The sequence below is a fragment of the Streptomyces sp. NPDC014656 genome (assembly GCF_043084305.1).
Taxonomy (GTDB): Bacteria; Actinomycetota; Actinomycetes; order Streptomycetales; family Streptomycetaceae; genus Streptomyces.
In genome coordinates this window covers 94,971-109,416 of the sequence record NZ_JBIBZN010000014.1, presented here as the reverse complement: position 1 = coordinate 109,416, position 14,446 = coordinate 94,971, and the positions used below count along the sequence as shown (strand labels likewise).

The following is a 14,446-nucleotide window of genomic DNA, read 5'->3' as shown; positions in this document are numbered from 1 at the left end:
CCACAATGGAGGACGTACCTTCAGGAGGGGCAGACATGGCCGTATGGGACGACCTGGTCGGACAGGAGCGGGTCGAGGAGCAGCTCGAGGCCGCCGCGCGGGACGCCGACGCGCTCGTCACCGCCCAGGCCGCGGGCGAGCCCGGCCCCGAGGCGTCGAAGATGACGCACGCCTGGCTCTTCACCGGCCCGCCCGGCGCGGGCCGGGTGGACGCCGCCCGGGCGTTCGCCGCGGCCCTCCAGTGCGTCGGCCCCGACCGGGCGCTCGGCGGGACGCCGGGCTGCGGCTTCTGCACCGGGTGCCACACGGTGCTCGTCGGCACCCACGCCGACGTCACGACGGTCTCCGCCGTCGGCACGGAGATCCTCGTCAAGGACATGCGCGACACCGTCCGCAAGTCCTTCACCTCCCCGGCCAACGGCCGGTGGCAGGTCATCCTCGTCACCGACGCCGAGCGGCTCAACGAGAAGTCGGCCAACGCCGTGCTGAAGGCCGTCGAGGAGCCCGCCCCGCGCACCGTCTGGCTGCTCTGCGCCCCCTCCGTCGAGGACGTCCTGCCGACCATCCGCTCCCGCTGCCGCCACCTGACCCTGCGCACCCCGCCGGTCGAGGCCGTGGCCGACGTGCTGATCCGGCGCGACGGCATCGAGCCGGAGGCCGCCCACGCGGCGGCCCGCGCCACCCAGGGGCACGTCGACCGGGCCCGGCGGCTCGCCACGGACGAGCGGGCCCGCGCCCGCCGCGCCGTCGTCCTCAAGCTGCCGCTGCGGGTGGCGGACATCGGCGGCTGCCTCAAGGCCGCCCAGGAGCTGGTGGACGCGGCGGCAGAGGACGCGAAGCAGGTCGCCGAGGAGGTCGACACCAAGGAGACCGAGGAGCTGAAGGCCGCGCTCGGTGCCGTCCAGGGCGGGCGGATGCCGCGCGGCACCGCCGGGATGATGAAGGAGCTGGAGGACAAGCAGAAGCGCCGCGGCCGGCGCACCCAGCTCGACAGCCTGGACCTCGCCCTCACCGACCTGACCGGCTTCTACCGGGACGTCCTCACCCTCCAGCTGGGCACCCGCTCGGCCCTGGCCAACGAGGACGTGCGGGACGCGGTGGAGCGGATCGCCCGCGACACCACCCCGGAGCGGACCCTGCGCCGGGTGGAGGCCGTCCTCGCCTGCCGCAAGGCCCTGGAGCGGAACGTGGCCCCGCTGCTGGCGGTGGAGGCGATGACGATGGCCCTGCGCGACTGACCCCCGGCCGCCGGGGAGGGCCCGCCCGCCCCGGGCCGCCGCCGGGCACCCCACCCCGGGCCGCCGCCGGGCGGAACCCCACACCCGTGCCCAGGCCGCCGCCGCGCGGAACCGCACGCCCGTGCCCAGGCCGCCGCCGCGCGGAACCGCACGCCCGCGCCTAGGTCGCCGCCGCGCGGAACCGCACGCCGGCGTCCAGGCCGTCGCCGGGCGGAACCGCACGCCCGCGCCCCGGTCGGCGCCCGGCGGCCCGCCCCGCGATTGGACACGCTCCGCACCCGTCCGGATACGCTCCGGGGATGGACTCCAGGCGTTTCCTCCGCATCTCCGCCACGGCGCTCGCCGCGGCCGGGCTGATCCTCTCCGGCTGCACGGGCGGGAGCGACGCCGTCGCCCCCGCGGGGCCGGGGTCCGGATCGGCGCGGCCGGTCGCCTCGCCGTCGTCCTCGCCGGAGGCGCTGAAGAAGTACTACGGCCAGAAGCTCACCTGGCGGGAGTGCGGCGTCAGCGGCTTCCAGTGCGCGACGCTGCGCGCCCCGCTGGACTACGCGAAGCCCGGCGGGCCCGAGGTGCGGCTCGCGGTCTCCCGGGTCCGGGCGAGCGGCCCCGGCGAGCGGATCGGCTCGCTCCTGGTGAACCCGGGCGGGCCGGGCGGCTCGGCCGTCGACTACCTCCAGGGGTACGCGGGCATCGGCTACCCCGAGCCGGTGCGGGCCCGCTACGACATGGTGGCCGTCGACCCGCGCGGGGTCGGCCGCAGCGAGCCGGTCGACTGCCTGACGGGCCCGGAGATGGACGCGTACACCCAGGTCGACCAGACCCCGGACGACCCGGCGGAGGTCGAGGCGCTGGCCGCCTCGTTCAAGCGCTTCGCGGCCGGCTGCCGGAAGCGCACCGGCGCGGTCCTGCCGCACGTCTCCACCGTGGAGACGGCCCGCGACATGGACATCCTGCGGGCGGTCCTGGGCGACGCGAGGCTCCACTACGTCGGCGCCTCGTACGGCACCTTCCTCGGCGCGACCTACGCCGAGCTGTTCCCCGGCCGGGTCGGCCGGCTCGTCCTCGACGGCGCGATGGACCCCTCCCTCTCGGCGCTCGACCTCAACCGCGACCAGACGGCCGGCTTCGAGACCGCCTTCCGGGCCTTCGCCGCCGACTGCGTCACCCGGCCCGACTGCCCGCTCGGCACCGGGTCGGCCGCGGCGGCCGGGGAGGCCCTGAAGGAGTTCTTCCGCACCACGGACGCCACCCCGGTCCCCACCGGCGAGAGCCGCGAGCTCGGCGAGTCGCTGGCGACCACCGGCGTCATCGCGGCCATGTACGACGAGGGCGCCTGGCCGCAGCTGCGGGAGGCCCTGACCCGGGCGATCGGCGGCGAGGGCTCGGCGCTGCTCGCCCTCGCCGACAGCTACTACGAGCGGGAGCCGGACGGCTCGTACGCGAACCTGATGTTCGCCAACGCCGCCGTGAACTGCCTCGACCTGCCCCCCGCCTACCAGGACCCGGCCGACGCGCGGCAGGCCGCCCCGTCCTTCGACGAGGCGTCCCCGGTCTTCGGCACGGGCCTCGCCTGGGCGGCCCTGAACTGCACCTACTGGCCCGCCCCGGCCACCGGCCGCCCGCACCGCATCACCGCCGAGGGCGCCGCCCCCATCCTCGTCGTCGGCACCACCCGCGACCCCGCCACCCCCTACAAGTGGGCCGAGGCCCTCGCGGACCAGCTCTCCTCCGGCACCCTCCTCACCTACGAGGGCGACGGCCACACGGCCTACGGCCGCGGCAGCGACTGCGTCGACACCGCCATCAACACCTACCTCCTCGAAGGCACCCCGCCCGCCGGGGGAAAGCGCTGCTCATAGCCCCCGGACCCACCCCCTCCGCCCCTGGTCGGAGCACCCACGGAAACTGTGTAGACTTGGCGACGCTGCTGCACCCACCATGGTGTCGCGCAGCACGCCGCCTTAGCTCAGTTGGCCAGAGCAACGCACTCGTAATGCGTAGGTCTCGGGTTCGAATCCCGAAGGCGGCTCACTCTGGAACCCCAGGTCGGATTAATCTGACCTGGGGTTTCGTGTTGTCCGGGACGCTTTCAGTCGTTTTCGGGCCTTCTTTCGGGAGTTGGGGGAAGCGTGGGCGAGGGCGAGGGCGGGATCGAGGTGACCGAGCGGACTCGGTTGCGGCGGATGCGGGAGAAGGGCTCGCACCGGCGGGCGGATCTGGACGCGGTGCTGGCGGCCGGGTGGCTGTGCCACCTCGGGGTGACCGTGGACGGGGTGCCGATGGTGGTGCCCACGGCGTACGGGGTCGAGGGGGACCGGCTGTACGTGCACGGCTCGGTGGCCAGCCGGAGCCTGGTGCGGGCGCCGGGGAGCACGGTCTGCGTGACCGTGACGCACGTGGACGGGCTGGTGCTCGCCCGGTCGGTCTTCGAGCACGGGGTGAACTACCGGTGCGCGATGGTCTACGGCGTTCCCGAGCTGGTGACCGACCCGGAGGAGAAGCTGCGGGGGCTGCGGGCGCTGACCGAGCAGAGCAGCCCGGGGCAGTGGGAGTACGTGCGGCAGCCGAGCCGCAAGGAGCTGGCGGCCACCTCGCTGCTCGCGCTGGACCTCACCGAGGCGTCGGTGAAGACGCGGAGCGGGCCGCCGGACGACGGGGACTCCGAGGACGCGGAGCTGGGGCTGTGGGCGGGGGTGCTGCCGGTGGTGACCTCCTTCGGCGCGCCGGTGCCCGATCCCGCGCTGCCGGCGGAGCTGGCCGCGGCCGTGCCCGCGCACATCGCCGGGCGGGCCGGGCGGAGGGCCGACGGCCGGGAGGTCTAGGAGGCCGCGATCGCCAGGCGGGAGAGGTGGGGAGGGTCCGCCAGGACGTCGATCGAGGTGATCGGGCCGGCGGGGGCGGTGAAGACGTAGACCGCGTCCGGGGCGGCGATCAGGCCCGGGGCGCCGTCCACCAGGGCCGGGCGGGCGACCGCCGCGCGGGCGGCCAGGACGCGGGCGACCGCCGGGGCGCCGTGGGCGGGCCGCACCCCGCCGCGTACGGCGCCGGTGTCGGCGCGCAGCACCGCGTCCGGGTCGAGCAGGGCGCACAGCGCCGCGGTGTCGCCCTCCCGGGCGGCGGCGAGGACCGCGTCCACGGCCGTGCGGAGGAGGGCCGGGTCGGGGGCGGGCATCGACTCGGTGCCCCCGGCCCGGGCCCTCGCGCGGGCCCCGATCTGGCGGACGGCCGCCGGGGCGCGTTCCAGGACGGGGGCGAGGGTTTCGTACGGGACGCCGAAGCGGTCGTGGAGGACCAGGACGAGCCGCTCCGCCGGCGTCGGGCCGGCGGAGCCGGGGGCGTCCGACCAGGGGTCCCACGGATCGGTGCGGCGGGCCTCGCGGGCCCGGAGCCGGCCCAGGCAGACCCGGGCCAGGACGGCCTCGGGGGGCGGGCCCGGATCGGGGACCGGGCCGGGACCCCGGCGCGCCCGGGGGCCGGGGCCGTACGCGGCGAGGGCGCGCTCCGCGGTCCGGACCGCCCGGTCCGCCTCGGGGGCGGAGCCGAGCAGTCCGAGGGCCATCGCCCGCAGCCGGGCGCGCGGGGTGGCGTGCATGTCAGTCGCCGTGTCCGGGGCCCCCGCTGCCGAAGCCGCCGCTGGAGATGCCGCCCCACTTGCGCTTCTCCTCGCTCGGTGGCGTGGGGGAGGTCTCGGTGCCGCCGCCGTCCTTCAGCTGGTACGGCATGAGCCGGTGCGCGCCGTCGGTGTGCGGCATCTCCGTGCCCCTGCGGTACTCGGACATCTCGCCGGGGAGCGCGCCGGTGTCCGGGCGGTGCGGCTGTTCCTCGGGCTCGGGCGGCCGCGGCTCGCGGGTGCGGACCCGGTAACCGAACCAGAAGGCACCGATCAGGATGGCGACGAGGACCAGACCGCCGACTACTTGTGCGAGACCTGACTGCCAGACTCCAGCGGCCAGGATCTCTGCGCTGAGAGTGTTCATACCAACAGGATTACCCGATTCCGCTTCTTCGAACGCGTTCGAGGGCGGGTTCGGTGAAACATTTCCCCCGCCCCGCCGCGTCGAAGGGGTGGACGCCACCGCGGCGAGCGCGCCGCTCGCACAGGGCGACCACCCGTGACCACACGCGACCGCAAGGAAGAGGAGGGGCATGAGAACGTCCCGCGCGGACGAGTTCCTGGAGTTCGCCTCGGCACGCACGGGTCAGCTGTTCCGCTCGGCCTGCCTGCTGACCAGTGGGGACGTGCACCTCGCCGAGGACCTCACGCAGGAGACGCTGGGCAAGATGTACGCCCTGTGGGGGCGGGTCGCCCGGATAGGCAACCCCGCCGCGTACGCCCAGACCGTCCTCGTCCGCACGTTCCTCAGCCACCAGCGGCGGCGCTCCGCCACCGAGCGCCCGCTGGGCGAACTGCCCGACCACACCCCGGACGACGGCACCGACCCGCTGCTGCGGATCGCCCTCCTCGACGCGCTCGCCGCACTGCCCCCGAAGGACCGGGCGGTCGTGGTGCTGCGCTACTGGGAGGACCGCAGCGTCGAGGAGACCGCCGACGCCCTGCACACCAGCTCCGCGGCCGTCCGCACCCGCTGCACGCGGGCGCTCGGCAAGCTGCGGCAGCGACTCGGCGGCAGCATCGCCGAGTTCGCCACCCGCTGAGCCATCGCTGAGCCTCCCGCTGAGCCCTCGCCGAGCCACCTGCTGAACCACCTGCTGAACCACCTGCTGAGCCGCCGCCCCACCCGCGGTCCCCTCACCGTCCGCCGACGGTCTCCGGAACACTCGCCCGCGGACCCCGGAGCACCCGCCGACGGTCTCCGGGCCGCCCGGACGGCACCCCCTTCCCTTTCGTCCCTCCGAAGCAGAGACGGTGATCTCGTCATGTCCCAGAACGAACACCACGACCCCGAGGCCGGGTTCGCCGACGAACTCGGCTCGGCCCTGCGCACCACCGGCGAGAGCTTCGGCCTCGACGGCCGGCCCGGGCTGGTCTCCGGCGGGCTCGCCCGGGGCCGCCGACGGCTGCTCCGCCGCCGCCTCGCCGTCACCGGCGGCGCCATCGCGCTCGCCGCCATCGGCGCGGGCGGCGTGTACGCCGGCTCCGTCGTCTCCCCCGACGGGCCCGCCGACAAGGCGTCCGTGGCGGCCCCCAAGGCCAGCGGGTCGCCGACCGCCGACCCGACCGCGGAGCCGAGCGGGGAGCCGGCCTCCGACTCGCTCAAGCCGGGCATGGCGGAGATCCCCCTCTCCGAGATGGCGGACGTCCTCAAGGCCAACACCCCGGCCGGCGAGTGGCGCTTCGACGACCTCGACAGCACCGGCCAGGGCATCAGCGGCATCTACGACGACGGCAAGGGCGAGGCCGCCGTCAGCGTCTTCCTCTCCCGCGCCGGACGCGGCCCGGACGCCGGCGTCGACATGGTGACCTGCCCCGAGAAGGCGTACGTCCCCCACGACCGCTGCACCGAGGGGCGGCTCGCGGACGGCTCCCGGGTGATGGTCTTCGAGGGCTACGTGTACCCGGACAAGCGCGAGGAGACCAAGAACTGGCGGGCCGTGGTGCTCACGAAGGACGGCTTCCTGATCGACGCGAGCGAGTACAACGCGCCTGCCGAGAAGGGCGCCGAGATCAGCCGCGAGAACCCGCCCTTCACCGGCACCCAGCTCAAGGAGCTCGTCGCCGCCGAGGCGTGGCGGCCGCTGCTCCGGCAGATCCCGCCGCTGCCCACCGCGGCCGCCCGGCCCGGGACGGTGCGCAAGGCGCCGCCGCAGATCACCGGCAACGGCGTCCCCGCCACCCTGCGGTCCCTGGTGCCCAAGGGGCTCACGGTCGTCGACAAGGGCGGCGAGGGCGAGTTCGCCTTCGTGGTCGTCGACGACGGCAAGGGCAAGAGCCTCGTCCAGATCAACGTCCAGTACGGCATGGACGAAGTCGCCGGTCAGCTCTTCGGGTCCGGCGACGTCACCACCCTGCCCGACGGCCGCAAGGTGAAGCTCACCCAGCAGCCCGGTGAGAAGGGCGGCGAGGGCGTCGTCTGGTGGACCGCCGACACGATGACGAAGGACGGTTTCCGCGTCGTCGTCTCCGCCTTCAACACCGGCGCCCAGCACGAGGCGGCCACCCGCGCCGAGCCCGCGCTCACCATGGCGCAGCTGAAGGCGATCGCCCTCGACCCCAAGTGGGCGAAGCTGCCCGCCAAGTAGCGGGACCACGGGCCGCGGGGGGCGGAACCTCGGGCCACGGGGGCGGAACCACCGGCCACGGGGAGCGGAACCTCGGGCCACGGGATGGGAGCGGGGTGCGCCACGGGGGAGCGAGAGGGCGTCCTGCGGGGGAGCGAGGTCGAGCGCCACGGGGGGACGGGGTCACGTGCCACGGGGGAACGGGGTGCGTGCCACGGGGGGAGCGGGCGGTGCGCGGACGCTACTTGGCGTCCGCGTACCGCTCCACCGTCGCCGTCGTGAAGGGGAAGCGGACCGGGGTCTCGCCGAAGGCGATCCGGCCCGCCTCGTCGCCCGCCGCCCGGATCGCCTCCGTCACCGCCCCGGCCTCCTCCGCCGGGCAGTGCACGATCACCTCGTCGTGCTGGAAGAAGACCAGCTCGGCCCGCATTCCGGCGGCCGACAGGGAGCGGCGCAGGGCCGCCAGCATCAGCAGGGCCCAGTCGGCGGCGCTGCCCTGGACCACGAAGTTACGGGTGAACCGGCCGCGCGCCCGCGCGTTCCCCGAGGCGTATCCGGGGGTGAAGCCCTCCTCCGCGACGGCCTGTTCGGGCCCCTCCTGGGGGAGGCCCGCCTCGCCGTCGTCGCCGGAGCCGACCGCCCTCGGGCTGGTGCGGCCCAGCCAGGTGCGGACGAGGAGGCCCTCCTCGCCGGCCTTCGCCGCCTCGTCGACATAGGCCACCGCGCGGGGGAAGCGGCGGCGCAGCGCCGCCAGGTTCTTCAGCCCGTCGCCGCTGGTCTGGCCGTAGACCGCCCCCAGCAGGGCGATCTTGGCGTGTTCGCGGTCGCCGGAGAAGGCCCGGTCGGACAGCCGGGTGTAGAGGTCGTCGGGGTGACCGGCGACCTCCATCAGGCCCGGGTCGCGGGAGATCGCGGCCAGCACCCGCGGCTCCATCTGGTCGGCGTCCGCGACCACCAGCCGCCAGCCCTCGTCGGCGACGACCGCGCGCCGGATCACCTTCGGGATCTGGAGCGCCCCGCCGCCGTTGGTCGTCCAGCGGCCGCTGACCGTGCCGCCCGGCAGGTACTCCGGCCGGAACCGGCCGTCCCGCACCCAGTCCGCCAGCCACGACCAGCCGTGCGCGGTCCAGATCCGGTACAGCTTCTTGTAGGCGATCAGCGGCCGCACCGCCGGATGGTCGACCTCCTCCAGCTCCCAGCGGCGGGTGGACCGCAGCCGGATCCCGGCCTGCGCGAAGGCCTTCACCACGTCGGCGGGCAGGTCGGGCCGGACGCGGCGGCCGAAGGCGGCCGACACCTCGTCCGCCAGCTCCGCGAGGCGGCGCGGCTCGCCCCCGCCCGCGTACCGCTCGCCCAGCAGCTCGTGCAGCAGCTCCCGGTGCACGTCGGCCCGCCAGGGCAGCCCGGCCCGGTGCATCTCGGCCGCCACCAGCATCCCGGCGGACTCGGCGGCGGTGAGCAGCCGCATCCGGCCCGGGTGCTCGGCCCGGTCGTGGCGGCACTGCTGCTCCGCGTAGACCGCGAGGAGGCCCTCGAAGGGGACGGGCGCGACCGGCCGCGGCTCGAAGAGGGAGTCCTGGGATCCTGGCTCGGCCGTGCGCTGCGGCGGGTCGGGCGGCACCGGGGCGTCCCGCAGCCGGGCCCACGCGGCGGCGGCCGAGCGCGGCTCGCCGAGGCGCCCCTCGTGGCCGAGGAGCAGCTGCTCGGCGTCCTCCACGTCGTAGCACCGCTCGACGCGGACGCCTGCGGCGAGCAGCCGCGGGTACACCTCGGCCGTTGACCGCCACACCCAGCGCGCGACCCCGGGCCGGGACCGGACGGCCGCGACCAGGTCCGGCTCGCGGCGCACCTCCCCGGCGGGCGCGCCGTCCGGCCCGAGGGGGACGAGGACCGCGCCCTCCCCCTCGGGCTCCGGGGCCAGCGCCCACCTCTCGCTCATGGGTGCGAGTCTGGCATCCGCCACTGACAGCGGCGGTTCACGACATCCGGGACGGGACGGCATGGGGCGGACGGATGGACGGACGGGTGGACGGGTGGACGGATGGGTGATGGACGGGGGCGTCACCGCGTCACCGCGCCGTCGAGGGGTGGTCTTTCGGCCAGAGGGGGCCGGCCGGAGGGATGCGGGGAACAAGGGCCGCCCGACGCGGACTTGAGCACGTACGGAACGGATCGAGCAGCAGGTCGATGAGAGCGGACGCACCGGATCCCGGAGGCGAACGCACTGGTGCGGAGGGCGACATGGCGACGATGGAAGCGATGGTGTTCGAGGAGTTCGGCGGCCCCGAGGTGCTGCGGCACCAGACCGGCGCCGAGGTGCCGGAGCCGGGCCCCGGCGAGGTGCGGCTGCGGGTGGCGGCGGCCGGCGTCAACCCGATGGACTGGAAGGTCCGCAGGGGCCTGCTGGAGGATTACCACCCGACGGCCTTCCCCGCCGTGCCGGGCATCGAGGTGGCCGGCACGGTCGACGCGCTCGGCGAGGGGGTCACCGGACTCGCCGTCGGGGACGAGGTGTTCGGCTGGTCGAAGACCGGCGCCTACGCCCAGTACGCCCTGGCCGGCAACGTCCTGCCGAAGCCGGCCGACCTGTCCTGGGAGACGGCGGTGGGCCTGCCGGTCGCGGGCGAGACCGCGGCCCGCGTCCTGGAGCAGCTCGGCGTACGGGAGGGCGAGACGCTGTTCCTGCACGGCGCGGCCGGCCTCGTCGGCACCATCGCCGTCCAGCTCGCGGTCGCCGCGGGCGTCACGGTCGTCGGCTCGGCCTCGGCGCCCAACCACGCGTACCTGCGGGAGCTCGGCGCGATCCCGGTCGCGTACGGCGACGGGCTCGCCGACCGGGTGCGGGCCGCGGCCCCGCGGGGTGTCGACGCGGTCTTCGACGCGGCCGGGCACGGGGTGCTGCCGGTCGCGATCGAGCTGCTCGGGGGCGAGGGGAAGGCCGCGAAGTCGCGGATCGTGACGATCGCCGCGACGGACGCGGTCGGGTACGGGATCGCCTACAGCCTCCCCGAGCGGGACTTCGACCGGGTCCGTGGGTGGCTGACCGCCCAGGCGGAGGGCGTCCTCGCGGGCACCCTGCGCCTGCGGCACGCCGACACGCTCCCCCTCAAGGAGGCCGCCCGCGCCCAGGAACTGAGCGAGACGGGTCACGTCCGGGGCAAGCTGGTCCTCACGCCGTAGCGGCCTCACGGGACGGCCGTCCCACTGCAGTGCCGGCGGGGTCCCGGCGGTCCCGGGTGCGGCCTCTGGCGGCCTCGGGCGTAGCCCCCGGTGGATCCCGGGTGTGGCCCCGGTGGATCCCGGCGCAGCCCCCGGCGGACCCGGGTGCGATCCCTGGCGGACCCCGGGCGCAGTCCCGGCGGTCCCGGGTGCGGTCCCTGAGGGGCCCGGGTGCGGCCCCTGGCGGGGTGGCCCGGCTCTCGGCAGGGCCGTGGGGTGGCCTGTGGGGCGGGGTTGGGCGGGGCGGGACGATGGCCCGGCTTCGGGCAGGGCGCGGGGTGGAGCGGGGCGGGCGAGGGGCCGGTTCCGGGCAGGACTGCGGGGCAGGGCGGGGCGGGGCGATGGCCCGGGTCCGGCCAGGACTGGGGGCAGGACCGGGGCAGGGCAAGGCAGGACGGTGACCCGGGCGCGGGCAGGGCTGCGGGACGGGGCGGGGCGGTGGCCCGGCTCCGACCCCGGCCACCGCCCCGTCCCACCTTCGCCGCTCAGCGGGTGAGGCGCCACGCGGGGAGGGCCGCCGAGGCGACGGCGACCAGCGCGCAGACCCCCGCCGCCGCGCCCGTCCACGCCCACGGCACCACCGGCACGACCGGCGCGGAGAGCGCGGCGAGGCCCGCGCCGAGGAAGCCGAGGACGACGGCCGTCACGGCGAGCCCGAGGACCGTGCCGACGGCCACCGCGAGCAGCGCCTCGCCCGTCACCGCCCGCAGGGCCTGCGGACGGGTGGCGCCGGCCAGGCGCAGCGCGGCCAGTTCGCCGCCCCGGACCGACGTGGCCATGAGCAGGGTGCTCGCCAGGGCGATCACCGTGTAGAGGAGGACGAGGACGAGGAGCAGGCGCAGGCCCGTCCGGGCGGCCCGGTTCGCGGGCGGCGGGGTCGCGGCGGTGGCGGCGTCCGCCGCGAGCGGCCGGTTCGACTCCAGGCGGTCGAGCCGGGACCCGGGGGCCTGGGCGCGGGTGACGTACGGCCCGTTGTCGCCGGTGCCGCGGGCCAGGACGGCCGCCACCCGGAGCCGTACGGGACCGCTGCCGTCCGCCCGCCACACCTCCACCTCCTCGCCGACCCGCCGCCGCTCGAACTCCTCGTTGACGACGATCGACCGGTCGTCCAGATCCCGCAGGTCGCCCGCGACCACCGGGAGCCGGGCGAACTCGGCGAAGGCCGCCGGGTCGGCGACCGCCCGCGCCCCGTACTTCACGATCGCCTCGGCCCCGTCCCGTACGAAGAGCGAGGTCGGTCCGGACGCGGCGACGACCGTGCCCCCGGAGGGCCGTTCCGGGAGCGTCACCTCCCGCCCCTCGGCCACGTACGCCGCCGTCGTACGGTCCCGCGCCTCCGTCTCCTTGGCGCGCGCCACGCTCTCCGAGGCCCCGAACAGCGTCCCCGCCAGCGCCACGGTCACCAGGACCGGCGCGGCGACGGCGGCGGTACGGCGCACGGCGGCCGCGCCGTTCTCCCGGACGAGGAGCCCGACCGCCCCGCCCCGGAACACCGGGGACAGCCGGGCCGCGGGCCGCACGAGGAGCGGGGCCAGCAGGGCCGCGCCGCCGGTCAGGAGCATCGGCAGGGTCGTGTACGTCTTCCGCTTCAGCAGGGACCCGGGATCGGTGGCGTACGTCCAGGCCAGCAGGCCGAGCCCGGCCGCCAGCAGCCCGGCGCCGAGCAGCGCCCGGCCCGGCGGCAGCACGTCCCGGTCGACGTCCGCCTCGCGCAGCGCGGCCGTCGGGCCGGTCCGCCCGGCGCGGTGGGCGGCCGCGGCGGCCCCGGTCAGGGCCACGCCGAGCCCCGTCCAGAAGGCCAGGTGGTACGGCCATCCGGCGCTCCCGCCGACCGCGCCGGCGCCGGCGAACCAGGCGGGCGCCAGGTCCCGGGCCACCAGGGCCCGCGCCATCGGCGGCGCGGCGAGCCCGCCGAGCACGCAGCCCGCGGCGGACGCGGTCACGCCGAGCAGCGCCGCCTCGGCGAGCAGCAGCCGGCGGACCTGGCCGGGGGTGGCCCCGGCGGTGCGGAGCAGGCCGAACTCGCGGCGGCGCAGCGCCACGGAGAAGGCGAAGACGGACGCGACGACGAAGACGGAGACGAAGGCGGCGACGCCGCCGGCGGTGCCGAGGAGGGCGTTCAGGCCGGTGAGCTCCTGGCCGTCCCGCTCGTGGCCGGGGTCGGCGCGGCGGCGCTCGTCGCCGGTGAGCACCTGCGCCCGGTCGCCGACGAGGGCCCTGACCTCCTCGGCGGGCGCGTCGAGCCCGACGGCGTCGGGGCGGACGGCGTCGGGGCGGACGGCGTCGGGGCGGAGGGGGGCGGCCGTGGCCGGGGTGCCCTCGGGGGCGTTCCTGGTGGGATCCCCTGGGGTGTCCCTGGTGGGGTTCCTGGTGTTGTTGTTCCCAAGGGTGGCCCCGGTGGTGCCCTCGGGGGTGATCCCGGTGGTGCCCTCGGGGGTGGCCCCGGAGGTGTCCGCCGGGCGCTCCGTGAGGGTCCAGCGGGCGCGGAGCTCGCGCAGCACGGCGGTGTCCACAGGCTGTGGACGGTCGAGCGGCCGGGATACGAGCGCGGTGCCGGGGCCGCGCCGGACCTCGACGGTCAGCCGGTCCTGGCCGAGGACGACGACGGGGGAGGACGCGAACCGCTCGGGGGCGCGCGCCGGCGGGTCCAGCGAGGCGGCGAGGCCGAGGCCGGTGGCGGTGAGCAGCCCGACGCCGAGCGCCAGGGCCAGGAACCCGCCGAGGAAGGAGGTCCAGCGGGCCCGGAGCCCGCCCAGGACGACGCTCAGCATGCCGGGCCCGCCGTTCCCGCTGACCCCGCCGGTGTCGCTGTTCCCACTGGGGCCGCCGTTCTCGCGACTCCTGCCGCTGCTCCCGCTGCTCCCGCTGTTGTCGTCGTTCCCGCCCTTCCCGCCCTTCCCGCCGTTCCCGCCCTTCCCGCCGGTCGCAGTTCCGCGAGCCGGGCCGACACGGTGGCCGCCGTCGGGGCGGCGAGTTCGCCCGCCAGGCGGCCGTCGACGAGGAAGACGACCCGGTCCGCGCGAGCCGCCGCGACGGGGTCGTGGGTGACCATCACCAGCGTCCGGCCCTCCTCGTCCACGAGGGCCCTGAGCATGTCCATCACCTCCGCGCCGGTCGTGGAGTCCAGCGCGCCGGTCGGCTCGTCGCCGAAGAGGACGGCGGGGCGGGCGATCAGCGCCCGGGCGATGGCGACCCGCTGGCACTGGCCGCCGGAGAGCTCCGAGGGCCGGTGCCGCTCGCGGCCGGCGAGGCCGACCCGGGCGAGCGCCGCCCGGACCTCGTCGCGCGCCGGACGGCGGCCGGCCAGCCGGAGCGGGAGGGCCACGTTCTGCGCGGCCGTCAGCGTGGGCAGCAGGTTGAAGGACTGGAAGACGAAGCCGATCCTGTCCCGCCGCAACAGCGTCAGCCGCCGCTCGCTCAGCCCCTCCAGGGCCGTGCCCGCCACCTCGACGCGGCCCGCGTCCGGGCGGTCGAGGCCGGCGGCGCAGCGCAGCAGGGTGGACTTCCCGGAGCCGGAGGGGCCCATGACGGCGGTGAAGGTCCCGGCGGCGGCGTCGAGGTCCACGCCGTCGAGGGCCCGGACGTCCCCGTGCCGCCGGACGAGCCCCCGGAGCCGTACGGCGGCGGGAGGAAGGGAAAGGGTGCTGGTCATGGCTCCAGCGAACCGTTTCGCCGGGGGCCGGGTCACGCCGTCTGCCGGGCGTCCCGGGGTAGGGCCAGACCTACCCCGGGCCGGGGCGGGAGCGGACCTTCCCTCGCATCGGGAGCGGACCTTTCCCCGCTTCGGGACCGGACCTTTCCCCGCTCCG

Annotated in this window: 11 protein-coding genes and 1 tRNA gene; 7 read left to right on the top strand and 5 right to left on the bottom strand. The window is 76.5% G+C overall.

The annotated features are described in order from the left end of the window. The first annotated feature begins 35 nt into the window (after positions 1-35). The 4 genes from ACF1ED_RS28050 (at position 36) to ACF1ED_RS28035 (ending at position 4,060) form a co-directional block, all read left to right on the top strand. Positions 36-1,238, top strand: a complete 1,203-nt coding sequence (locus ACF1ED_RS28050) for a DNA polymerase III subunit delta' (protein WP_391765063.1) — start codon at positions 36-38, stop codon at positions 1,236-1,238. 299 nt (positions 1,239-1,537) lie between these two features. Then, positions 1,538-3,097: an alpha/beta hydrolase gene (locus ACF1ED_RS28045; RefSeq protein WP_391765061.1), complete on the top strand. Its 1,560-nt coding sequence runs from the start codon at positions 1,538-1,540 to the stop codon at positions 3,095-3,097. 96 nt (positions 3,098-3,193) lie between these two features. Beyond that, a tRNA-Thr gene (locus ACF1ED_RS28040) sits at positions 3,194-3,267 on the top strand. A gap of 154 nt (positions 3,268-3,421) precedes the next feature. Next, positions 3,422-4,060 carry a pyridoxamine 5'-phosphate oxidase family protein gene (locus tag ACF1ED_RS28035; protein ID WP_391765260.1) on the top strand — a complete coding sequence of 213 codons (639 nt, stop codon included), beginning with the start codon at positions 3,422-3,424 and terminating at the stop codon, positions 4,058-4,060. On the opposite strand, the gene ACF1ED_RS28030 is transcribed toward ACF1ED_RS28035, so the two are convergent. Both ACF1ED_RS28030 and ACF1ED_RS28025 read right to left on the bottom strand, forming a co-directional pair. Then, positions 4,057-4,830: an RNA polymerase subunit sigma-70 gene (locus ACF1ED_RS28030; protein ID WP_391765060.1), complete on the bottom strand. Its 774-nt coding sequence runs from the start codon at positions 4,828-4,830 to the stop codon at positions 4,057-4,059. The two genes, ACF1ED_RS28035 and ACF1ED_RS28030, sit on opposite strands and share 4 nt — an antisense overlap. Before the next feature lies 1 nt (position 4,831). Next, positions 4,832-5,215: a DUF6479 family protein gene (locus ACF1ED_RS28025; protein ID WP_391765058.1), complete on the bottom strand. Its 384-nt coding sequence runs from the start codon at positions 5,213-5,215 to the stop codon at positions 4,832-4,834. A gap of 169 nt (positions 5,216-5,384) precedes the next feature. On the opposite strand from ACF1ED_RS28025, the gene ACF1ED_RS28020 reads away from it, so the two are divergent. After that, entirely contained in the window at positions 5,385-5,894 is a 510-nt protein-coding gene (locus tag ACF1ED_RS28020; protein ID WP_391765056.1) for a SigE family RNA polymerase sigma factor, read from the top strand. A 222-nt stretch (positions 5,895-6,116) separates the two neighbouring features. Then, complete coding sequence (locus ACF1ED_RS28015; protein WP_391765054.1) at positions 6,117-7,439, top strand: hypothetical protein; 1,323 nt, start codon at positions 6,117-6,119, stop codon at positions 7,437-7,439. Positions 7,440-7,659: 220 nt separating this feature from the next. On the opposite strand, the gene ACF1ED_RS28010 is transcribed toward ACF1ED_RS28015, so the two are convergent. Further along, positions 7,660-9,357 (bottom strand): bifunctional 3'-5' exonuclease/DNA polymerase, encoded by a 1,698-nt coding sequence (locus ACF1ED_RS28010; RefSeq protein ID WP_391765052.1) that lies wholly within the window; start codon positions 9,355-9,357, stop codon positions 7,660-7,662. A 311-nt stretch (positions 9,358-9,668) separates the two neighbouring features. Between ACF1ED_RS28010 and ACF1ED_RS28005 the strand changes: the two genes are divergently transcribed. After that, on the top strand, positions 9,669-10,598 hold the full coding sequence (locus ACF1ED_RS28005; protein WP_391765258.1) for an NADP-dependent oxidoreductase: 930 nt from the start codon (positions 9,669-9,671) through the stop codon (positions 10,596-10,598). Between the two features lie 524 nt (positions 10,599-11,122). Here ACF1ED_RS28005 and ACF1ED_RS28000 read toward each other — a convergent pair. Both ACF1ED_RS28000 and ACF1ED_RS27995 read right to left on the bottom strand, forming a co-directional pair. Further along, a complete protein-coding gene (locus tag ACF1ED_RS28000; protein WP_391765050.1) occupies positions 11,123-13,408 on the bottom strand; it encodes an FtsX-like permease family protein in 2,286 nt (761 codons plus the stop codon). Then, a complete protein-coding gene (locus ACF1ED_RS27995; RefSeq protein ID WP_391765048.1) occupies positions 13,402-14,289 on the bottom strand; it encodes an ABC transporter ATP-binding protein in 888 nt (295 codons plus the stop codon). The genes ACF1ED_RS28000 and ACF1ED_RS27995 overlap by 7 nt, the downstream gene beginning before the upstream one ends. Positions 14,290-14,446: the final 157 nt, after the last annotated feature.